The sequence below is a fragment of the Alteromonas sp. G4i35 genome (assembly GCF_054960375.1).
The window spans coordinates 34,484-56,415 of the sequence record NZ_JBHNZD010000027.1; the positions used below are offsets into that span (position 1 = coordinate 34,484).

Genomic DNA, 21,932 nt, shown 5'->3' on the forward strand with positions numbered 1-21,932 from the left:
GGTTACATCTCTTGTTTACTTACAGAGCCAGAAGAACACATAGCGCTTTCTGATCCTCTTTTTTCTGAAGTTTCACTTAATGGCAAGTTATTAAGTGAAAGCTCTAGGGCATCAAGCAATACGTCAATATCTTGTGATGAATGATTTGACGTAAGCGTTATGCGCAGCCTGTCTTGGTTTTTCGGTACAGTAGGCTGCCTGATAGCCGTTGCCCAGATGCCGCGCTGCTTTAGCCCCTCACTTAGTGCAACTGCACGTTCTGGGCTACCAACAATAATGGGCTGGATCGCGCTTTGCGACTGCCCCAAAGTGATTTCAATTGATGCATCGCCTTTCTCGCTTGCATTAAGTGTCTGTCCAAAGCGCTTTTGAAACGAGTCTCTGAAATAGGCGATATTGTTATGCAGCGTTTCGCGGCGGGCAGTATCACTGGCGATATGTGTAAGAGAGTACAACGTCGCGACCGCTTGTGCTGGTGGCATGGCAGTGGAATACACATAATGTTTAGAAAAATTCACCAGATAATCAATTAGGGTTTGGCTTCCCGCAATAAAGGCGCCGGCCGTGCCCACTGCTTTGCCAAATGTTCCCATAACAATAGGCGCTTGTTGCTGGCTTAAGTTTAGTGCTTCTGCTGTGCCGAAGCCGTTTTCACCCAATACACCCATACCGTGTGCATCGTCTAACATGAACCATGCATTATATTTAGCGGCCAGTTCAGCGATACCTTCGCAAGGCGCTACGTCACCGTCCATACTAAACACACCTTCACTGGCAATCAGAATGTCTTGCTGGTTTACATCAGAATTACCAACCGCAGCGGATAACTGGCTGTGACAAACGTTTGATAGCATGCTCTCTAAATGACTTAGATCGTTATGCTTGAAACGGCGAAGCTTAGCGCTGTCAGATACACATTGCGCACCCTCTAAAAACGAAGCGTGCATGAGCTTGTCGGCAATAATATGACCCGCACTCGCGCTTTTATTGGGATGAGACATGTGAGGAAAAAGTGCCATGCACAGTGCCTGATTGGCGGCAAAGCCAGAGTTAAACAACAGCGCAGCTTCTCGGTTTAACCCATCGGCAATGTAGGCTTCTAGCGCCAAATGAGCCTGTGTGTGTCCAGTTACCAAAGGCGACGCACCGCTGCCACCACCAAACTGCGCTAGCCCCTCAACCCAACTTTGCAATACACCCTCATGCTGGCGCATGCCTAGGTAGTCATTGCTTGAAAAATTAAGGTAGTGCTCACCGTTAATACAAATAATGCTGTCTTTTTCGTATTGTTGGCAGTGGCGCTGGCGCAGCAAGCCTTGCTCGGCACGCGCGCTCAGCGAATCGTCTAACCAGTGAAAGGCCATTACGCCTCCGTTAAATGCTGTTTCTTTGGCGCTACCTTAGGCTTGGTTGCATCAATAAACAAGTCGTTACTGTCGTCGGCTTGTTCTTGTTGCTGGGCAATTTCTTCTTCTAACACTTGTTGATGTGCTTCGTCTGAGTAATCCCTTGTACGCTCAGTATTAATACCAAGCTTTTTGAACAGCATTACATCTTCATGGGTATCTGGATTTGACGTGGTTAACAGCTTGCAGCCATAGAAAATAGAATTCGCGCCTGCCATAAAACAAAGGGCCTGCATTTGTTCGTTCATGGCTTCGCGGCCTGCCGACAAGCGCACATGTGACTTAGGCATCATGATACGAGCAACGGCAATAGTGCGGATAAACTCAAAATAGTCCAAGTCTTCTACACTATCGAGTGGCGTACCTTTTACTTTAACCAACATATTAATAGGTACACTTTGAGGCTGCTCAGGAAGGTTTGCTAATTGCACTAACATACTAGCCCGATCGCTCACCGTTTCTCCCATGCCAACAATTCCCCCAGAGCAAACATTCATACCTGCAGCACGCACGTTCTCTAACGTATTCAATCGGTCTTGGTAAGTACGGGTCGTGATAATATCGCCGTAGTATTCCGGAGAGGTATCAAGGTTGTGATTATAATAATCAAGGCCCGCTTGCTTTAAGGCCACAGCTTGATCGCGGGTTAACATACCCAGCGTCATGCAGGTTTCTAAGCCTAAGCTTTTCACCTCTTCAACCATTTTTAAAATGTAAGGCATGTCTCTGTCGCGTGGATTTCGCCAAGCAGCCCCCATACAAAAACGGGTTGAGCCTACTTGCTTTGCTTCTTTCGCACGCTGGATGACTTTTTCAATTTCCAGTAATCGTTCTTTTTCAAGGCCCGTATCATACCGAGCACTTTGCGGGCAGTACTTACAGTCTTCAGGGCAAGCACCGGTTTTAATCGACAAAAGCGTGCTGACCTGCACTTCATTCGGATTAAAATGCTGTCTATGCACTACTTGGGCATTAAAAAGTAAATCGTTAAATGGCATGGCAAACAAAGCTTCGACTTCGGCTTTGGTCCAATCGTTTCGAATAGTTGTCGTTTGCGCAGAAGGCGCACTAGCCAGCGTCATTGACTGTCCTTTACTAATTATTATCGCTGGCTTAGTCTATGCCCCAATATCGAGTTGTCAACTCTGACCAATTTAAAACCTTTACCAATGGTTATTTTGTGAACAATATAGAATTTGATAAACAACACATTTGGCACCCCTATACCTCGGCGGTTAATCCCCTTCCCTGCTATGAAGTAGTTGGTGCAAAAGGCGCTGAACTTACCTTGGCCACAAGTGAAGTGCTAGTAGATGGCATGTCTAGCTGGTGGGCAGCTATTCACGGCTACAACCATCCTGTACTCAACGATGCTGCGCACAAGCAAATTGACATATTTTCTCACGTTATGTTTGGCGGTATTACCCACCAGCCGGCGGTAGATTTGTGTAAATCGTTACTGAACATGGTGCCGGCAGGTTTAGAGCGTGTATTTTTAGCAGACTCTGGCTCAGTGTCTGTTGAAGTTGCGATAAAGATGGCGATTCAGTATTGGGCGTGTCAAGGGCGCTCAGAGAAGTCACGCATTGTCGCGCCGCGCAATGGCTACCATGGCGACACGTTCGCTGCAATGAGCGTGTGCGATCCCGTTAACGGCATGCATAGTTTATTTGAGGGTGTACTAAGCAAGCAGATTTTTGCGCCCGCTCCTCAAACTCGCTTTGGCCAAACGTTTAGCGAAGATGACATTCTTCCACTTGAAGAGATTTTTGAAAAGCATCACCACACGATGGCAGCCCTTATCCTAGAACCTGTTGTTCAAGGTGCGGGAGGCATGCGTATTTACCACCCCGAATACTTAAAGCGCTGCCGACAGCTTTGCGATACCTACGACGTACTTTTAATTTGCGATGAAATTGCTACTGGCTTCGGCCGTACAGGTAAGCTCTTCGCTTGCGAGCATGCAGGTATTTCGCCTGACATCATGTGTTTGGGTAAAGCGATTACGGGTGGTTATATGACACTGGCCGCGACCTTGTGTACCGAAGACGTGGCTTTAGGGGTTTGCCAAGGGGAGCCTGGCGTCTTTATGCACGGTCCAACCTACATGGGCAACCCGTTAGCCTGCGCGGTGGCCAATGCCAGCCTGTCGCTCATTAACGAAAATCGTTGGCAGCAACAAGTCCCTATCATTGAGAAACAATTACAAACCGAATTGGCAAAATGTGCAGACTTGCCGCGAGTCGCTGACGTAAGGGTGTTAGGTGCTATAGGGGTAGTCGAGACGGTAAATCCCGTCAATGTAGCCGAAATTCAGCGCCATTTTGTAGAACAAGGCGTGTGGATACGGCCATTTGGGAAACTGGTATACATTATGCCTCCGTACATTATATCTTCCGAGCAGTTAAGTAAGCTGACCCATGCGATTTACACCGCCTTGAAATAGTGTGTGAGATTGTTACGCTAACTATCTTCTTGGGTGAAATATGAGTTTTGAACCACTAGTTGACGTCAGATGGCCCGAGGGTTGATGTTAGTTTTGTTATAGAGTGAACATTCAACTTTAAAGCGGGTCACTAATTAGATCATTAATGCAGAGTGTTTATAGCGAGATTTGAATGATAGTACGTGTTTTAGATAAAGTTGTATTTGCAGTCTTGTTTATCATTACACTTCAAGTCCCCATCTTGGCGGATCATTATCGTCAATACCTCAATGGTTATTATGATGCACTGAGAGATGAAGTTTCTAGTTCGTCAGCGCTCGCCAAGCAGCATGGTTTTTCTTCGGTTGAAGCCATGCTTGAAAGCTTACAGAAAAACAGTGAGCCAGTTGTGCGAGAGAATGCCTCGATGAAAGCCACACGCTTCGCCCAGATCACCACTTTAGAGCAAGGCATGAGGAAGTTAGAGCACGGTCATTACTTCGAAAAGCTTGTGTTTATGGCCTCGCCTTCTCAATATGGTACGCTGAAGCGCGTGTTAGATAATTTCAGCCCCTCTGTCCCACTAACGCCTTCGTCAATTGTGTTCAGCCTTGTTACCGCTATCTTACTTAATCTGTTAATTTGGACGCCACACTTCTGCTATTGTCAGGTTAAGAAAATTAAAAATAAACCCAAGCGCTACGCTTATAAATAGCACTTGGGTTTATCTTGTTGATACGTGGTTTATTGTTTTTTAAAAAGCCACTTCTACCAGTCGAACTAAACCAACACATTAGATCTTAATGAGCTGCATGGCTTTGATATTTCGTGGCCCGAGATTTCAAGGCGTTATACACGGCATGCACTAAAATCGCTCGGACCTTTCTCTATCCGTCAGCCGGCTTAGCTATTTTTTTCGTATAGCTTTTCCTCGCTTTCTTTTCATCTCTTTTCCACGCTCTCTTTTTCTCGCTTTAGTGAGCCTCAACAGTCGCGCTCCGCATTTAGGCACATTTGGCGTGTTCTAAGTCATCATCTAGTAAGAGTTGGCATCTTTGCTGCAACACTTATTAAGAGTGTGTGTTGAGATGTTGCTGAATTTACTCTACGCCTATCAAAGTAAACACTTAATACCTTTGATAAACAGCAACTTAAACACAAAAAGCTATACAGGAGATATTATTATGCCAACAGATGCGCAATTATTAATCGGGAAAGTGTTGCAAATAAAAGACAAAATTATTGCAAAACGCCACTGTATTCCAAGCGACCTAAAAGCGGAATGGAACACGCTTAATGAGCAAACTGCGTGTTTTGAAAGTGAGGCGCTTTATAGAAGTGCTGTGAAGGGCCAAGAAATGAATAAGCACATTGATTATTCAGGTTCGGTGAAAGAGCTTTCTCAATTAGTAAAACAACTTAAAACGCTAAATAAAAAGGTTAACGTTACACGAGTTCATCACTAATACCTGCGATGACACGCCACGGTTATGGCTATTTTAAGTTTCGCTGAGTGGATATTTATCCTCGCGGACTAGTGGTGTGAGGCCTCAAGCATTCTCCGTGCCTCAGGCCTAAGCAAAAATTCGTGTTACTTTTTCTTTTTAAGGAGTACCAATGTTCTTACTTTACGCGTGCCATAGCTGGCAAGCCTTAGAAAGTCTTCGCGGGCAACCGGAATGTGTTGATACTCGACAGGCTGCCCCTCACTCGCATCTGGATCGTGCAGATAATAGCAATGAGAATCGCAGCTAGTCACCGCAACCCAATGGGGAACCTTTTTCTTATCGAACGCGTATGTGCTGATTAAGCACAATACTGCCCCGCCAGCTTTAAGGGTTTGGTCGATAACATCAACTCGCCAGTCAGAGATTTCAACAGAAATGCCTTTTCTACGTGCCTCTGCCATAAACTGCGACTCAACATTTTCGACTATCGCTTTCTTGTTAGTATCTCTAACGCCATCAACAAAAAGCGGGACATCCTGATTGATGACCACTTTCGCTGCATAACCTTCGTTTACCGCGGCGAGCGCTAATCCCACCGGGTGGCAACCGCCATGACCTGACATCATAAATATCGTGGTCGCAGTACGCCACAACGATAGTTCTTTTTCTTGGGTCATTTCATAGCGATTGTTCAATGCACACATTGCCATCATTAATGCTGATGGACCGCAGGTAAAATCAGTCGTTTGTTGGTACCACGGATAAACCTCTGGCTTAACTGATTTACTCGGCACCAACACTTTTTGCATACGTAATGCGTCAGTGTGATCGTCGTAGTAATCGGTATACATACCAAACTGACTAAACCCTAATTTTTTATACAGAGCAATGGCGCCGGCATTACCTACTGCCACTTCCAGGCGCATAAATCGCTTTCCCCGCAAAAGCGCCCGCTCCCCCAAGCTATTTATGAGCTTTTCAGCAACGCCAAGCCCTCTCGCCTCAGGCAAGACTGCGATAGAATACAGTCGAGTGAGCTGCGTTCCACGACGCAGCAGCAACAATCCATAGCCAACAATACTATTTACACTCGGCTTATTTTTGTCGAGGTTAGAACTTGAAGTCGACGGCTCGCGCTCGGCCACAATAAGCTCTGCGTGCTGGGCATCAATGTAAAATTTGAAACGGCTTTTACTTAGCCTGTCGGTGGTGAAACAAGTTTGCTCAATGTGCTGAAGCGAAGCAAGATCGTGTAATGTCGCAATGCGCAGCACTACACTCGACTGCGTAGAAGGCACACCAACACTATTTGTCGATTTAGTATTAGATGCGCCCTCAGCTAGGCCATATGCACGATTTGCGCTTTCCTGTGGACTTGCATTATTCACTTCAATTACTCGCTCAGCCGATGTAATCATCGCCCTCTTTGCTCCAACCTGTCAGCAAATTCCTGCATAATTAATTCGTACAGTTCTTTGCCTAAATATTTGTCTTCAACACCCGAGTCGATACTTGGGTTGTCGTTCACTTCAATAACATAAACTGCATTGCCGGTTTGCTTGATGTCTACACCATACAAGCCGTCACCCACCGCTTTAGCGGCCTTGATAGCAGCTTGTAACACCGGCTTAGGCACTTCAAACGTTGGCATTGTGGCAAATCCCCCCGAAGAGAATCGGTCTCCCTGATGGTTGTATATCTGCCAATGGTTGCGCACCATAAAGTATTGGCAAGCGTAAATAGGTTTGCCACCTAATACACCAATTCGCCAGTCGAATTCAGTGAATATATATTCCTGAACCAAAACAAGTGCCGATTCAGCCAGCATTTGTTCTAAGCGCGTTTTTAACGCTTCTTTATTTTCAGCTTTATGCACGCCGCGGGAAAACGAGCTTTCTGGCAGTTTTAAAACAAGCGGCAAACCAAAGTCAGCTATGAGTTTTTCGCATACTTCATCAGTAGCGCTCGATACAAACGTCGCTTTCGGCGCTGGCACTTTCTGATAAGCAAACGCATCCTGCAAGTACACTTTGTTACAGCAGCGCAGAATTGATTGGGTATCGTCCATAACCACAATGCCTTCTCGCTCTGCGGCACGCGCTAAACGGTAAGTATGATGGTCAATCGCCGTCGTTTCACGAATGAACAATGCATCATAGTGACCCAATTCTTCTTGCGACAGGCGACTCACGACATCTGCGCGAAAGCCCACTTTTTCAGCTGCTTTCACAAAGTTTTTAATGGCGCGTTCGTCACTAGGCGGCGTGCTCTCTTCTGGGTTAACCAAAATGGCCATATCCCAACGAGTACGTTTGCTCGTTTTACCGGCTTTCCACTGTATTTTGGTATGTGCTTCTAATTGCTCAATGAAACGTGCTTGTTGCTTGGCGTTTAAGTCCTTAAACGCTTTTGCCTGTACGCTTGCAAAGCCTTCAATTTGTACTTTACCCGTGGCTTTAGGCGATACTTTCGTATCGGTAACTGTTGGGCTTAACACCAAAACAGGGTACGGGTATTTTTCAAACGCTTGGCGCGCCAAACGCTTAAAGCGCTGATCTTTCACTTCGCCGAAAAGTACTAATATAGGCTCATCAGTAATTTCCGTATTGTCTTGAGATACCGACAAAGAGAAGACGATGCGATCGATACTTTTCTCTTCCGCCATGCGTAAATCGTTAATGGTATTTACAGAAGGCAATACAGAGTGATTACGTGCCTGAGCCAAAAGTGAACAATAGTACCCTTCGCTTAAGTAACGCGTAGTATCACAAATGTTGATAACGCGTGTTTTGGGCTCGTTCAACTTTGGAAACTCGGCAAGATAATCTTGAAAAGTCAGCACGGTTAAAGCTGTGTTACAAAAAGGAGTAACATCATCAGTAACAATCAGTGTATTGTGCATGTAATTCGCTTCTAAATAGTGTGTTGTCAGTTACAATTATTGCTGTGTTTGTTCAACTTACAAACACGATTAAAGTAGCGCTGAGTTTACGCTTTACTCATCATTTGCATAGCATTATCAGCACGGCTTTTTTTCATCGTTAAGACAACAAAAACTAATGTGCATTTGAATAGATTGAAACGACTTTTGTTTATTGAGTTTGCCTATACATTGAAGTAAGCAAACAAGATACGAATGGTTTAAGGAGTACGTATGTTATTAGCCAGCTTGGCTATTTTAATCGGATTACCGGTTTTGCTTTGGAGCGCAGGGAAGTTTGTAGGTGGTGCCGCATCGGTAGCCAATCATTTCGGTGTTTCACCCTTGCTCATCGGTATGCTCATCATTGGGTTTGGTACATCGGCCCCTGAAATCATCGTTTCAGTGTTTGCAGCTATTCAAGGCAACTCTGGCATAGCGCTGGGCAACGCCTATGGCTCTAATATCGCCAATATCTTGTTAATCCTTGGCCTTACCGCAATCATTAGTCCTATTGCGGTTAAATCAGAAATCATTAAGAAAGAGCTGCCTGTTTTACTTGGCATCACCTTCTTTGCCGCATGGCAGGTGTGGGACTTAAATATCTCGAAAGACGACGCATTCTCTTTGTTAGGACTGTTTGTGCTTCTGCTTTCTTGGAGTATTTATCACGGCATGAAAGGCGACAAAGACGCCCTCGCCGACGAATACGATGAAGAGATTAATAGCAACGAAGGTACAGTAAAAACCCACGTAATGTGGTTGATTGCGGGGCTTTTATTGCTAGTTGCAAGCTCGCGTATGCTGGTATGGGGCGCGGTAGAAGTCGCCACCTTCTTCGGTGTTAGCGATACTATTATCGGGTTGACGGTTATCGCAATTGGTACATCGTTACCAGAACTTGCATCATCGCTAATGGCGGTGAAGAAAGGCGAACACGATTTAGCCATTGGTAACGTGATCGGATCTAACATGTTCAACACCTTGGCAGTAGTGGGCATTGCAGGCACCATTCAGCCAATGGCTGTAGGTTCTGAGTTTTTATACCGCGACGTTATGGTGATGTTCGCATCAACCATTGCCCTATTCATTTTCTGTATTGGCATTAAGCGCCAAGGACGTTTAAACCGTCTGGAAGGCGGAGCATTTGTGCTGGCCTACGCGGCCTATACGTACTGGCTTATCCAAGCAGCTTTTATTTAAGTTATTGCCGCAAGCCTTGTAAATAATAACGCTTATTATGCATCGCTCACTTGATGGGAAGCTCACAGCAACCCCATCAAGTGACATAAACACCGTTTGCCGAAAGCGCTACTTACAAGGCTTTGTTATTTGTCCTTGAGTTATATTTTTGTCGTGCACTGCATGTAGAGCGCTTTCTCTATTTACAGGCCCAGTGTGGTAGCCAGCGTGATTAGGCTTATCGCCGCAATAGCAAATAGAATGAATAGGTTTATGCCAAAGCTATCGCTTTGACGACGGTTTCTTCTGGCACGCATAATTATGCTAACCAAACTCACTATTAAACATACCTGCAGCATGATGGTCATGGCCGATAAATGACTTTCAGACCAACTGGTATCGCCTTTTATTCCCCAGTACTGCTGCACGCCACTGATAAAGTCAGGGCGCGCATAGTGAAACAGTATGAGTACGACAACCATGCCAACCCAGCCAACGATGTTTAACCCAAGCATCACCTTATAAAAAGGCGTTTTAGAACGGGGCGTTGAACGTCGCTCTGCAAGTTGCTCGTAAGTCATAGAACTTCTCTCATTTTCGGCATCGCTAGAACGGTCAGCGTCACTTTGCGTAGCACTCGGTTCTTGTGCTTGCTGAGACACTGGCGTGTTCGAATCATTTTTATTTCCCATTTGTCACTCTGTTCTCTGGCATCCCGCTTTATGTTGGGTATACTAGCGTGCTATTGGATTGTATTTCATTGGTTATTTTTACATCACCAAGTCATGTTTCGATCTGTATTTTGCTTATACTTGGCACCAAGCGAATTGCGAAATGCCTTTTTGAAAAGCGAAAAGCTAATACAGATTCTAGTAAGTTATCGGCATGGCAATCCAAAAACATTGACTATAAAGCAAATTTTAGTGCATTTTTTCATTCACAGTTTAATGCACTGTGTTGTTGAAAATGACTCAATAGTAAGCAACAACATAAAATTAGTAAGACGGAGAAATTAACATGACGCATGCGCCCGTAGTTGACGTACTTAAAGGTAAGTACGCCGTTGGCGAATCGGTAACCGTAAAGGGTTGGGTAAGAACACGCCGCGACTCTAAAGCGGGGTTATCATTTATTGCACTACACGACGGTAGTTGCTTCGATCCTGTACAAGTTATTGCGCTAAATTCTCTGTCAAATTATGCCGATATCCAGCGCTTAACAGCAGGCTGCTCATTATCGGTTACCGGTACAGTGAAAGAGTCTCAGGGCCAAGGCCAAGCCGTTGAAATTGACGCGACTGACGTTGAAGTTTTGGGGTGGGTAGAAAACCCTGATACCTACCCAATGGCCGCTAAACGCCACAGCATTGAGTATCTTCGCGAATATGCACACCTTCGCCCACGCACTAACGTTATCGGCGCGGTAACTCGCGTGCGCAACTGTTTGTCGCAGGCTATTCACCGCTTCTTCCACGAAAAAGGATACTTCTGGATCTCTACGCCAATTCTAACGGCCAGCGATACAGAAGGTGCAGGTGAAATGTTCCGCGTATCAACTCTTGATATGATGAACCTTCCACGCGACGACAAAGGCAATGTTGACTACTCAGAAGATTTCTTCGGCAAAGAAACCTACCTTACGGTATCAGGTCAGCTTAACGTTGAAACTTACTGTACAGCTATGTCTAAGGTGTACACCTTCGGCCCTACGTTCCGTGCAGAGAACTCAAACACATCTCGCCACCTTGCCGAGTTTTGGATGATTGAGCCTGAAGTGGCGTTTGCTGAATTGAAAGATGTCGCACAGCTTGCTGAAGACATGCTGAAATATGTTTGTAAGGCCGTGCTTGAAGAACTGCCTGACGACATGGCGTTCTTTGCTCAGCGTATTAAGAAAGACGCCATTGAGCGTTTAGAAAAGTTAGTGAGCTCTGACTTTGTTCGCATGGACTACACAGACGCTATCGAAATTCTGCAAAACTGCGGCAAAGAATTCGAATTCCCTGTTGAATGGGGTATCGATTTATCTTCTGAGCATGAGCGCTATCTTGCAGAAGAGCACGTTGGTGCGCCAATTATCATGCAGAACTACCCGAAAGACATTAAAGCCTTCTACATGCGCATTAACGATGACGGTAAGACTGTTGCAGCAATGGATGTACTTGCGCCAGGCATCGGTGAAATCATCGGTGGTTCACAGCGTGAAGAACGCCTAGACGTTTTCGATGCACGCCTTGACGAAATGGGCCTATCGAAAGAAGACTACGCGTGGTATCGCGACCTTCGCCGCTACGGCACCGTACCTCACTCAGGTTTCGGTCTTGGTTTCGAGCGCCTTGTAGCATACGTAACTGGCATGCAAAACGTACGTGACGTGATCCCATTCCCACGTACACCGGGCAACGCTAGCTTCTAAGCAGTTGCTGTATCAATAAATAAAAAGCTCGCCACAGTTTGCTGTCGCGAGCTTTTTTAATATCTCTATCGCTAATATTTTTTAAGTCATAGCCTCATGTTGAGCAAACTATTGCAGCATAGTCGCGGCTTTTGTTTTATTTTCTTTTTCCCATTGTTTCGGCGATAGGCCATACATTCGCTTAAAATCTCGGCTAAATTGCGACGAACTTATATAGCCAACATCCATTGCTGCAACACTTACGTTTGTGCCTTCAGCTATACGTTTGGCTGCGTTATTCAACCGCATCGATTTAACAAACTGAATAGGCGACATAGTAGTGGCTTGTTTAAATTTACGATGAAATACGGCCTTACTCATACCTATCTTATTGGCCATATTGCCAATAGTGACGTTTTCATTTACATGGGAGGCCAGGTATTCAATAGCACGCCCTATAGCATTGCCTACGCCAAAACTACCTCTTACTGTGCTACCCGCTTCCCCTTTTAATACCGAGTAATACAGCTCGCGCAAACGCGTACTGGCTAACATAGCAATATCGGTAGCATTATCAGTGAGAAGAAGTAAGCGATATAGGGCATCGGTAAAATCAGCATCCCAGCGGGCTGAAGCAATGCCCGAGGGTGCAGACGAAGCTGACGATTGACTGAAATGACCGCCTACACTTTCAAACTCAATAGCTAAATCGGTCATCAATCTGCTATTTAAAGAAATATAAACCCCCAGCAGTGGGCTTTCCTCAGAAGCATCGGGAATGCCCGCTTCTACAGGCATAGACATGGTGCAGCAAGTATATTTGCTGGTGTTAAAGGTATGCTTATCCCCATTCAAAATGGCTTCTTTACCACCGTAAACAATGGCAGTCAGTGACGGTTCGTATACCACAGGAGCACATTCGATGGGCTGTGTTATTTTGAAAAGTTGAACACCGTCGATCCCGGTATCGTATAAGCCGCTGTTTTCCACTTTCTCTTCAATTAACTGCTTTATTAGTGCTTTGCTCATAGCCTTTTAAACCACTACCTCATCTTTTGTTTACGTCGTGTTCTTTGATTTTTTGCGTTTTGCAATCTAGCAACAAACTTCACCCCAAACAACAAAATGATACGATTAGGCAAGTTTTTAAGAGCTTTTCGCCTACTTTACCCAAGCGTTAGTCATTATATTGCAAGTATACAAAATTTAGTGACAAAAGGTGTGAAGCAGATGACAAAGAGTGATCTATTTGGAAGAGGCGGTTGGACGCCATCTCGTATTGAAAACGCAAACGGTAAGACGTTTTTAATAACAGGCGCAAATACGGGCGCTGGGTTTGAGGCTACACGTATTCTACTTTCTAAAGGTGCGAAAGTCGTTATGTTGAACCGAAGCCCGAGCAAATCCCATGACGCTATTGCTACGTTGAAGCAAGAGTTTGGTAACGATGCCAATGTCAGCTATATACGCCTTGACCTAAGCAGCCTCAATGCTGTGAGGCAGTCAGCAAAAGAAATCTTAGTTCAAGTGCCTATTATCGACGCACTAATTTGTAATGCTGCTATTGCACAAATATCAACGCAACAATTAACCGAGGATGGTTTTGAAAGCCAATTGGGCGTAAACCATTACGGTCACTTTTTACTGTGTGGCTTGTTATTCGATCGTATCAATGAGTCGAAAGGACGCATTGTAGTCGTTGCCAGTGAAGGGCATAAAATGGGCCTAAGAACCATGCAATTTAATGACATGAACTGGGACAAAAATTACAACCCCAATAAGGTATACAGCCAGAGTAAACTGGCGCAAATGATGTTTGCGTACGAACTCCAAGACAAAGTAAAAGCACATATCAAACACGTGCAGGTGTTTGTGTGTCACCCCGGAGCGTCGAACACCACCCTTATACGAGAAAGTGCTAACTGGGTAACCCGTATTTCTTGGTCCTTTATGGTGAAAATAGGGCTGGCGCAGTCTGCCGAGAAAGGCGCCTACCCTGAAGTGATGTGTGCCACCGAAGATAACCTTAAGCAACGTGCTTATTATGGACCGACAGGGTTAATGAATTTTGGCGGCCCCGTTGGAGAGTGTAAATTGGAGGAGTTTGCTGTAGACAAAAAAGTGCTAACAAAACTTTGGGCCTTATCAGAAGAAGCGACAGACTTTACCTGGTCGTTTTAATAGCTAAATTGAATGTTGATGAAATGAGAAAAGCCGTTTTTATTTTAGGATTTTTTATGATGACCTCTTCGCCCTCAGCCCCAGCTTCTATGAACACTTCAAATCTAGAGTTCGATGGCAGCCAGAATACTTTTCAAGACGTAGAAGGTAATCGCTATAAAACCGTAAAAATAGGGAAACTTGAGTGGTTTGCAGAAAACCTACGCGCAACTCAGTTTCAAGATGGAAGCCCTGTTGATTCTGGGTTTATTCCAAAAGACGACGAGAAGAACCTACTTAAATACGGACGGCTTTATCATTGGCAAGACGTAAATGACGAGCGAAAGCTGTGTCCTTATGGATGGCGCATTGCGACCGACGCTGATTGGCAAGAAATGGAACGCGCTATTGGTGTAGCACAAAGCGAACTGGCGAAAGAAGGCTGGCGCGGAAGCGACGACATTGCTATTACCCTAAAAGCGGAACAGCCTAATACCCTATTTAAAAAATTCGAGCAGGCTAAAGTTAATCAATTTCAATTTGGCGCAAAGGCAGCGGGCGTAAAGATAGGCAACTGGTACATAACGCAGGGAATGTACACTGAGTTTTGGACAAGTACGAGCGCCACTGATAAAGAAGCGTACGCCCGTACCCTCGCCTATTCCTGGTGGAACTCACACAAAGGCGAAATTAGAAGGGCTAAGCTAAACAAAGACTATATGTTTAGCGTTAGGTGCGTTAGGGATACAAAATGACCGGCATGCAAAATGTACGTGATGTGATCCCCTTCCCACGTACACCGGGCAACGCTAGTTTACGGACTCACTGAAATTCCAATTGCAGCAGAGCGACAAGGTTCAACGGTGTAAATAAATCCCTCTTCCACTTCATCAGTCTTTTCAATCTGCAAAATTTCGTAATCGTTAAGCTCTATAACGCGGGTTCCTTCTGGATGAGCACAGCGTGAGAGTGAGTCAGCTTCAAACTCATAAATGAAATAGGCTAAGGCACGTCGTTGTGACTTTTTGTAATCAACACTCTTTTGTTTTGCGTTAGTCAGTAGCGTGGTTAAGTCCTTTTCTAACTCAGAAATATCTTCCGCTTGTTCCTTAGTAAGTTGCGCTTCACCATTTTCAAGCTCATTTTCCGTTACGTTTTCTATGCTTATTAAAGGGTTAGCACTTTCACTACTAAATTCAGAGAGTAGCCCAACTTGCCCAGCTAAAACTCCCAGCTGCAGCGCCACGCCAAGTGTCCATGCTAGTCTTGCCAATGTGGTAGAGGTAGCAAACCGATAGTGTTTTGGATGCCAAAACCGCGCAACGCCAAACGGCTTCAATAACAGTAAGAAAAACAGATAGAAAATAATAAGAAGCATACCACCCACGAGCCCTAACATGGTGGTAACAAAGAACCAGCTTGGCACCATAAGAATAAGCGCAAAATTGTGACTGTAGGGCAAGGCGTTTGCTGATACGCCAGTTATGCTATTCACTAACCCACTTGCAGAGGCGAGTGCAAAGTTTGCGATGATTGCATATATAAACAGAATCACAGCTTTACCTGGTAAGCTGTTCCAAAGTGTCATGAACCTGGGCCATGTCTCGCTAACAATGCCCGTAAGAGCAAAACCAAACATTATTGTTTCAAACAGTCTACTTTCTATGTTCAGAAATATTTGCAACAAAAGCATGCTGGTTGCTAAAAAATAACATCGCTGAACAAAGGTAATACTCATCCAAAAACGTAAAAAACCAACACGCCTTTTCAGGAATAAACGACTTACCTGCTTCTTAATTTTTCCATATACACTACGAATTTCGTTTGCTATTTCCATCACTTAATCGTCAATTATTGTTGTTATACTGCTAAATACGACTGGCTATACTTCCCGACATGCCTGCAATAAGCTATGCTGTTGATTCTAAAAATCAACGGGTTATACCTCTAGGCTGCTATCTATCATACAACGAGCATACAAAAAGTGGCGTGCAAAAGCATATGGCTGAATCAAATACGTTATCTATAGTTTGTGAGCAATGCCATACTCAGGTACACATTCCCGCCCTAGCACACAGGCAACGGGCCGTGTGCCCAGTATGTAACCACACACTAATATCTCATCGCGATGGCGCAAGCGAAAAGTTGCTCGCTTATACTTTCAGTGCTCTGATATTTTTATTACTTTCGTTACCTTTTAACTTTCTGACATTTAAAGCTAGCGGTCAAAAGCACAGTATTGACTTGCCCACCGGCATTACCGTACTCATTGAAAACGATTATTTATCACTAGCGATAATAACCAGCTTAGCGACGCTACTGCTGCCCGGAATGGTACTCGGCGGCCTGCTATTGTTATCGTTAGCTCAAATACAAAACCGACGCCCCTTTTACTTGCCGCGGCTTTACAAACTTGTGAAAGCCCTCTTACCGTGGAGCATGGCAGAAATTTTTCTTGTTGGTACCTTGGTTAGCCTTATCAAAATTACCGAATTGGCCGACGTTTCCATAGGCCTATCATTTTACGCATTCGTTGGCTTTTCAGCGTTCACGGCTCTTTGTATATCTCAATTTGATCCCACACGCTACGCCATGTGGATGTCTCAAGGACAACCACCACAACCTAAACCACTGTGTGAAGCACAAGCGCAAGAGAGTATTCAGCGTACGTGGGCGTTGTTGATCACCGCTTGTATCTTATATATTCCTGCTAATGTACTGCCAATTATGTATACTGAATTTTTTGGCCAAGAGACGCCCAATACCATTATTGGTGGTGTCATATCGTTGTGGGAATCGGGTTCATACCCAGTGGCGATAATTATTTTAGTTGCCAGCGTGGTAGTGCCAGTGGCAAAAATTATCATTCTTGCTTGGCTCAATTTTTCCGTACAGCGAGAGAAAACCACTTCAAAACAATTACGTATACGTTACTACCGCATCACTGAGGCGATAGGCCGCTGGTCGATGATAGACGTTTTTGTTGTAGCAGTGCTGGTATCCCTTATTCAGATGGGGAACACCATGTCTATTTATCCTGGCCAAGCGGCACTCGCCTTTTGTGCCGTTGTATTTGTAACGATGATAGCCGCGATGACGTTTGATTCGAGGCTAATTTGGCAGCAGTGGAAGCAATTACCATGACCACAAACGATCCGAACATTAATGAAGCTAAGGTCAAACCGACCTCGTCCATTTCTCGCATTTGGATTATCCCAATTCTTGTTATCGTTATTGGTGGTTGGATGGTGTACTACCAATGGAAGAATCAGGGCCCTCTTATTACGATAGAGCTGCATTCGGCAACAGGTATTGAGGTAAACAAAACACCAATAAAAGTGCGCGACTTAGATATTGGACAGGTCAAAAAGATAACGCTAAAACCTGACTTAAACGGCGTACTTGTCACGGCCAGAATTGATGCAAGCGCGGCCCATCTACTCAATGAAAATGCAAAATTTTGGGTTGTCGCCCCCCGTATAAGTTTTTCTGAAGTTTCAGGGCTCAACACCCTCTTGTCTGGCAGCTATATTGCTATGTCAGCCCATGATAAAGGCAAAGAGCAACTCCATTTTACGGCACTTGAACGCCCACCGGTTACGCCTCCTGGCACTCCAGGGCTGCATGTTATGTTAAAAAGTGACGACGAATTTGCCTACAAACCTGGCGATCCTATTATTTATAAAGGGTTTAAAGTTGGCGAGTTTGAAGACGCTACCTTTAATATTGAAGAACGTGTGGTGTATTACGACGCATTTATTGAAGCGCCTTACCATAAACTCATAACCAACACGACACGTTTCTGGGATGTCAGCGGCGTTAAATTGTTGCTTGAATCGAACGGTGTAAGCGTTGAAACAGGCAGCTTGGAAACCCTTTTAGCAAACGGTATTACCTTTGGGATCCCTGACGGCGTGCCAAAAGGTGAACAAGTGCTAGATAACGCCTTTTTCACAATTTATGGAGATAGCACATCCGCCTCAGATGCACGTTATAAAGTCGCCGCTGAATACTTGCTACTTATCGATGAGAGTGTGCGAGGTCTAACCGTTGGCGCCCCAGTTGAATACCGTGGTATTGAAATTGGCAACGTGACTGCTATCAACTCCTTCCCTGCTTTAGATGGCAACATTTTGGAGCGAGATTATCCCATCCCAGTGCTTATTAATATTTACCCCGGTAAAGCAAGGCAGCCAGATACTAAAGAAGGCCTTAGTGCAATAAAGCAAACTATTCGAAACTGGCTAGAAAGAGATCTCCGCGCATCGCTACGCATGGGTAATGTATTAACAGGTGGCTTGTATGTAGATTTACAGCACGTACCCGACGCTGACAGTAACAGCGGCATTGAAGTGATTAACGGCTACGAAGTAATTCCTACTGTTAGTAACGAGTTCACACAATTGACGCAAAAGGCCGACGCAATTTTAGACAAAATCAATCAGCTTCCGCTTAAGGAAATGGTGGAAAATGTGCAGTTAGCCGTTGAAGACATGCGTTTAGCTGCTGAGTCTGTGGAAACGGCAAGCAGCGACTTTGATGTACTTATCGCTGATATTGATGCGAAAGCATTAAATAGTAATCTTAATCAGGTTCTTGTTAGCCTTGATGGCCTGCTTAAAAATTACAGCGAGGGTGGTTTTAACCAGTCTGAGATAAAAGAGACCGTTGATGCGCTGCAAGAAACCATGCGCAACATTCAGCCTTTATTGTTAAAGCTAAACCAGTCTCCGAATAGTTTAATATTTTCAAAGGATGATGAAGCGGACATTCAACCTAAAGCGAAGAATTAGCGCAGTAGAGTCAAACAAATGCGCGGTTAATTTTCGAGCAACAATGGCGTAAAAAATGAATGCTCTTTATCCTTGATAATTAGCCGATATTAAGAAAGTAATACGCTACAGTGAATGTCAATTGACAGTATTGCCATAGCGAAACATCCAAAAACAAGGATGGAAGGAATAAATAGAATGATACAGCAGTTTAAGGTTTTCCCATCTCAACCTACAGGTAAAGCACTGTTTATCGGTGTATTTGCGCTTTTCACCTGCGTATTATCGGCGTGTAGTAGCGCGCCTCGTTCGCTGACATACTACTTACTTCACACCACGGGTGACAGTGCATATACCGTAAACAAAGCATCAACGACTGTTGTAATAGATAAGATAACCCTGCCGGAATATCTCAAACACCGTGGGCTGGTGTACCAAACCAGTGACACCAACTTGCATATCTCAACCAGTCACTTATGGGCCGAACCTGTAGACGAAGGGCTTACTAAGGCGCTAACCAGCGCGTTATCATCAAAGCAAGTGTCATTGCTTCGCCCCGATCACTACGCAAGTGAAGAAGCCATTCATATGGCGTTGCACCTCAATGATTTTGTCAGCACCTATGAAGGGGAAGTTATTCTATCTGGCCAATATGTGATTACTCACGTGAAAGGCCAAACGCAAAGCTACCCATTTTTATTCAAAACGCCCCTGGAAGATGATGGATTTTCTCCAAGTATCAAAGCAATGAGAAATACTATCCAACAACTCGCAGAAGATATTAGAAAAACTGTGACAAAATCTGCTTAATCATGTTCGGCTCTCTCAAGCAATACGTATTTAGTGGCGTAAGCCGTCACTACAAAGATGAAACCAACAGACGCATTATGGTGGTGAACCTTTTTGCGGCAGTGGGTATGTCTATCACGTTCTTGCTTGGCTCTAGGGCTTTTATTGACGGTGAATATTCCCTTTCAACTACGCTCTATACTGCCAGTGTAGTATTTGCTATTTCACAGCGCTTACAAGTTCGGTTTGCGTCAGCCAAAGCTCGTACATGGTCTATAACACTTCTCATTATCTGTTTAATGGTACTGACTCTCCTGCTGCTGATTACCGGTGGTAAAGACAATACCGGTCCCCTTTGGATTTACTTGGTGCCGCCAGTCACTATGTTTTTTGCAGGCTTTGTCAGAGGCCTCATCGCACTTATTGCCTATACGCTAGTTAGCGCCATCGTGCTGTTCGGCTTCAATGACGCTTCATTTGTAGCAAACTACACCTACGCGTTTAAAACTCGTTTACTGTATTCTTTTTTAACCGTTTCATTTCTGTCGGCGTTTTATGAGTACAGTAGACAAAAGAGTTACGACACCGCACTCTATTTAAGTGAGCAGTTTGAGCGCCAGGCCAAGCATGACCACTTAACTCAGTTGTTAAACCGGCGAGGCGCGCAGCAGTGTCTAGAGCGCGAATACGCAAGAATGCTGAGAAGCAAACGTAAATTTTCGGTCGCCATTGCAGATATTGACCGCTTTAAAAGTATCAATGACACCTTAGGCCATGAACAAGGTGACGAGGTCCTTCGTCAGATTTCAAAAGTGTTTAGTTCTCGCCTGCGAGGACAAGATATACTGGCACGGTGGGGTGGCGAAGAATTCATGTTCATCTTTACCGACACCGATGAAGCGGGTGCTGTAAATGCCTTGGAAAATATTCGAGATATTTTGAACAACGCACCGCTTAATATTAACGGTAGCGAGATCCATGTAACGAGTAGTTTCGGGGTGAGCGAAGTGAATCCCGACATAGATATTTCCTGCGCTGTTCGTCGAGCAGACCAAGCACTTTACTATGCCAAAGATAATGGTCGAGATTGCGTGTGTGGATTTTCGTCGTTGAGCTCCCCCTCTTTTTCGGAAAACTAAACCAATTTCCCTGTTTAAATCAGTACGGATAACTGACTTTACACAAAATTGACTCATGTTTAGTTACATTTGCGCTGTATTCCTGAAACACTTTAGCGCTACACTATGTAAAGTATTCGCTATAAAAGTAGATTTAGCCATGAAATGGATGAAAGTTGCACTGCCTATTGGTGTTTTATTAGTAGGCTACTTAGGTATGAAAGGAATCGAAGCCTCTGCCTCTGATAATACTATTACAGAAGAAGTTGATACCCGCCCAACGGTGACTATTGAAGCTTTATCGCCAGAAGACGTGCGCGTTCAACTTACCTCGTATGGCGAAATAACGCCCCTTGAAACTACAAACCTTGCAGCTCAGGTATCGGGAGAAGTTGAGCGCTGGAACCCTAAGTTTGTGAGCGGCGGTCTGGTTCGACGTGGCGAGACCTTATTTGAAATAGAAGCTGACGCATATGAAGCGGCATTATTGCTGGCTGAAGCTAACCTCGCTAGCGCGCAAGCACAGCTTATCCAAGAGCAAGCGCAAGCTGATGTCGCTGCCAAAGAAGCGAAAACGATGCCTAACGCACGGGTTACTGACCTTTACCTTCGCAAACCTCAAGTGATGAGTGCGCAAGCTGGCGTAAAATCAGCGGAGGCGCAGCTTAAAATCGCCAAGCGTGATTTAGACAACTGTAAGGTAAAAGCACCATACGATGCACTTATAGTATCTAGAGATATCAGCACTGGTGACTATGTAACTCAAGGCACGCCAGTCGCTGTCATTAACAACATCGAATACGCTGAAGTAACCTTCCCTGTAGCCGGCTTTGACCGTGTTTTTCTAGCAGACAACACCATTGGTAGTGAAATCGCCATTGAAGTAGATGATGTGCAGGGCGCTACTGTAAAAGGTACCATTCACCGTGATACGGGTGTGGTAGATAACACCACGCGTATGAGCTATTTCGTTGCCCGTATTGAAGATCCTTACGCCATCAATTCGTCGAAGCCTATCGTGAAGTTTGGTTCATATAGCACAATCGCATTTGAAGGAAAAACTCTTAGCGACGTATACCGCGTACCTCAAGAGTTGGTAACCAATCGATTGTTATGGACGTTAGATGACGAAGACAGATTAAAATCCCAAAAGGTTAAAGTTGTTCGCGAAGAAAATGGCGACTTCCTTATTCAAGGCGATTTCAATGCCAAAAAAGTCGTGATGAGTTTGCCTGAATATCCTCAAAACGGTATGCCTGTTAAGGTCATTGAGACCACGACCGAAATTGTGACAGCAAAAGCGAACTAAGGAGCTGTC

General features: G+C 44.7%; 19 protein-coding genes. 12 read left to right on the top strand and 7 right to left on the bottom strand.

Annotation, left to right across the window (positions count from 1 at the left end; translation table 11 throughout):
* Nucleotides 1-2: 2 nt before the first annotated feature.
* Both ACFI6L_RS16790 and bioB read right to left on the bottom strand, forming a co-directional pair.
* Nucleotides 3-1,364 carry an aminotransferase class I/II-fold pyridoxal phosphate-dependent enzyme gene (locus tag ACFI6L_RS16790; protein ID WP_462574450.1) on the bottom strand — a complete coding sequence of 454 codons (1,362 nt, stop codon included), beginning with the start codon at nucleotides 1,362-1,364 and terminating at the stop codon, nucleotides 3-5.
* Nucleotides 1,364-2,488: a biotin synthase BioB gene (gene bioB, locus ACFI6L_RS16795; protein ID WP_014976059.1), complete on the bottom strand. Its 1,125-nt coding sequence runs from the start codon at nucleotides 2,486-2,488 to the stop codon at nucleotides 1,364-1,366. Before bioB ends, ACFI6L_RS16790 begins: the two co-directional genes overlap by 1 nt.
* Before the next feature lie 98 nt (nucleotides 2,489-2,586).
* Between bioB and bioA the strand changes: the two genes are divergently transcribed.
* The 3 genes from bioA to ACFI6L_RS16810 all read left to right on the top strand — a co-directional run bounded on the left by bioA (nucleotide 2,587) and on the right by ACFI6L_RS16810 (nucleotide 5,297).
* Nucleotides 2,587-3,852, top strand: coding sequence for an adenosylmethionine--8-amino-7-oxononanoate transaminase (bioA, locus tag ACFI6L_RS16800; protein ID WP_462574464.1), 1,266 nt, complete (start codon nucleotides 2,587-2,589; stop codon nucleotides 3,850-3,852).
* Between the two features lie 172 nt (nucleotides 3,853-4,024).
* Nucleotides 4,025-4,546 carry a DUF2937 family protein gene (locus ACFI6L_RS16805; RefSeq protein WP_014948903.1) on the top strand — a complete coding sequence of 174 codons (522 nt, stop codon included), beginning with the start codon at nucleotides 4,025-4,027 and terminating at the stop codon, nucleotides 4,544-4,546.
* A 469-nt stretch (nucleotides 4,547-5,015) separates the two neighbouring features.
* A complete protein-coding gene (locus tag ACFI6L_RS16810; RefSeq protein ID WP_039233500.1) occupies nucleotides 5,016-5,297 on the top strand; it encodes a hypothetical protein in 282 nt (93 codons plus the stop codon).
* 125 nt (nucleotides 5,298-5,422) lie between these two features.
* Here the strand turns inward: ACFI6L_RS16810 and ACFI6L_RS16815 are convergent, their stop codons facing one another.
* Both ACFI6L_RS16815 and ACFI6L_RS16820 read right to left on the bottom strand, forming a co-directional pair.
* Nucleotides 5,423-6,697 carry a GNAT family N-acetyltransferase/peptidase C39 family protein gene (locus tag ACFI6L_RS16815; RefSeq protein WP_014948901.1) on the bottom strand — a complete coding sequence of 425 codons (1,275 nt, stop codon included), beginning with the start codon at nucleotides 6,695-6,697 and terminating at the stop codon, nucleotides 5,423-5,425.
* Nucleotides 6,694-8,181 (bottom strand): RimK family protein, encoded by a 1,488-nt coding sequence (locus ACFI6L_RS16820; protein ID WP_014976055.1) that lies wholly within the window; start codon nucleotides 8,179-8,181, stop codon nucleotides 6,694-6,696. The genes ACFI6L_RS16815 and ACFI6L_RS16820 overlap by 4 nt, the downstream gene beginning before the upstream one ends.
* Nucleotides 8,182-8,433: 252 nt before the next feature.
* On the opposite strand from ACFI6L_RS16820, the gene ACFI6L_RS16825 reads away from it, so the two are divergent.
* Complete coding sequence (locus ACFI6L_RS16825) at nucleotides 8,434-9,402, top strand: calcium/sodium antiporter (RefSeq protein WP_014948899.1); 969 nt, start codon at nucleotides 8,434-8,436, stop codon at nucleotides 9,400-9,402.
* A gap of 182 nt (nucleotides 9,403-9,584) precedes the next feature.
* Here ACFI6L_RS16825 and ACFI6L_RS16830 read toward each other — a convergent pair whose 3' ends face one another.
* A complete protein-coding gene (locus tag ACFI6L_RS16830; protein WP_014976053.1) occupies nucleotides 9,585-10,073 on the bottom strand; it encodes a hypothetical protein in 489 nt (162 codons plus the stop codon).
* Between the two features lie 325 nt (nucleotides 10,074-10,398).
* Here ACFI6L_RS16830 and asnS point away from each other — a divergent pair, with 325 nt between their 5' ends.
* Entirely contained in the window at nucleotides 10,399-11,796 is a 1,398-nt protein-coding gene (gene asnS, locus ACFI6L_RS16835) for an asparagine--tRNA ligase (protein ID WP_014948897.1), read from the top strand.
* A gap of 108 nt (nucleotides 11,797-11,904) precedes the next feature.
* Here asnS and ACFI6L_RS16840 read toward each other — a convergent pair whose 3' ends face one another.
* The gene (locus tag ACFI6L_RS16840) at nucleotides 11,905-12,804 is read right to left on the bottom strand and encodes an AraC family transcriptional regulator (protein WP_462574452.1); all 900 of its coding nucleotides are present in this window, start codon (nucleotides 12,802-12,804) and stop codon (nucleotides 11,905-11,907) included.
* A gap of 201 nt (nucleotides 12,805-13,005) precedes the next feature.
* Here ACFI6L_RS16840 and ACFI6L_RS16845 point away from each other — a divergent pair, with 201 nt between their 5' ends.
* Both ACFI6L_RS16845 and ACFI6L_RS16850 read left to right on the top strand, forming a co-directional pair.
* Nucleotides 13,006-13,956 carry an SDR family oxidoreductase gene (locus ACFI6L_RS16845; protein ID WP_462574453.1) on the top strand — a complete coding sequence of 317 codons (951 nt, stop codon included), beginning with the start codon at nucleotides 13,006-13,008 and terminating at the stop codon, nucleotides 13,954-13,956.
* An 89-nt stretch (nucleotides 13,957-14,045) separates the two neighbouring features.
* Nucleotides 14,046-14,690 (top strand): fibrobacter succinogenes major paralogous domain-containing protein, encoded by a 645-nt coding sequence (locus ACFI6L_RS16850; RefSeq protein WP_462574465.1) that lies wholly within the window; start codon nucleotides 14,046-14,048, stop codon nucleotides 14,688-14,690.
* A 59-nt stretch (nucleotides 14,691-14,749) separates the two neighbouring features.
* Here ACFI6L_RS16850 and ACFI6L_RS16855 read toward each other — a convergent pair whose 3' ends face one another.
* Nucleotides 14,750-15,523 carry a hypothetical protein gene (locus ACFI6L_RS16855; protein ID WP_232300918.1) on the bottom strand — a complete coding sequence of 258 codons (774 nt, stop codon included), beginning with the start codon at nucleotides 15,521-15,523 and terminating at the stop codon, nucleotides 14,750-14,752.
* A gap of 413 nt (nucleotides 15,524-15,936) precedes the next feature.
* On the opposite strand from ACFI6L_RS16855, the gene ACFI6L_RS16860 reads away from it, so the two are divergent.
* From ACFI6L_RS16860 to ACFI6L_RS16880, 5 genes are all read left to right on the top strand, one after another.
* A complete protein-coding gene (locus ACFI6L_RS16860; RefSeq protein WP_110288075.1) occupies nucleotides 15,937-17,079 on the top strand; it encodes a paraquat-inducible protein A in 1,143 nt (380 codons plus the stop codon).
* Nucleotides 17,076-18,728 (top strand): intermembrane transport protein PqiB, encoded by a 1,653-nt coding sequence (gene pqiB / locus ACFI6L_RS16865; RefSeq protein WP_014948894.1) that lies wholly within the window; start codon nucleotides 17,076-17,078, stop codon nucleotides 18,726-18,728. Before ACFI6L_RS16860 ends, pqiB begins: the two co-directional genes overlap by 4 nt.
* Before the next feature lie 177 nt (nucleotides 18,729-18,905).
* On the top strand, nucleotides 18,906-19,517 hold the full coding sequence (locus tag ACFI6L_RS16870; RefSeq protein ID WP_239247236.1) for a PqiC family protein: 612 nt from the start codon (nucleotides 18,906-18,908) through the stop codon (nucleotides 19,515-19,517).
* A gap of 2 nt (nucleotides 19,518-19,519) precedes the next feature.
* Nucleotides 19,520-20,635 (top strand): GGDEF domain-containing protein, encoded by a 1,116-nt coding sequence (locus ACFI6L_RS16875; RefSeq protein ID WP_462574455.1) that lies wholly within the window; start codon nucleotides 19,520-19,522, stop codon nucleotides 20,633-20,635.
* A 139-nt stretch (nucleotides 20,636-20,774) separates the two neighbouring features.
* Nucleotides 20,775-21,923: an efflux RND transporter periplasmic adaptor subunit gene (locus ACFI6L_RS16880; protein WP_014948891.1), complete on the top strand. Its 1,149-nt coding sequence runs from the start codon at nucleotides 20,775-20,777 to the stop codon at nucleotides 21,921-21,923.
* Nucleotides 21,924-21,932: the final 9 nt, after the last annotated feature.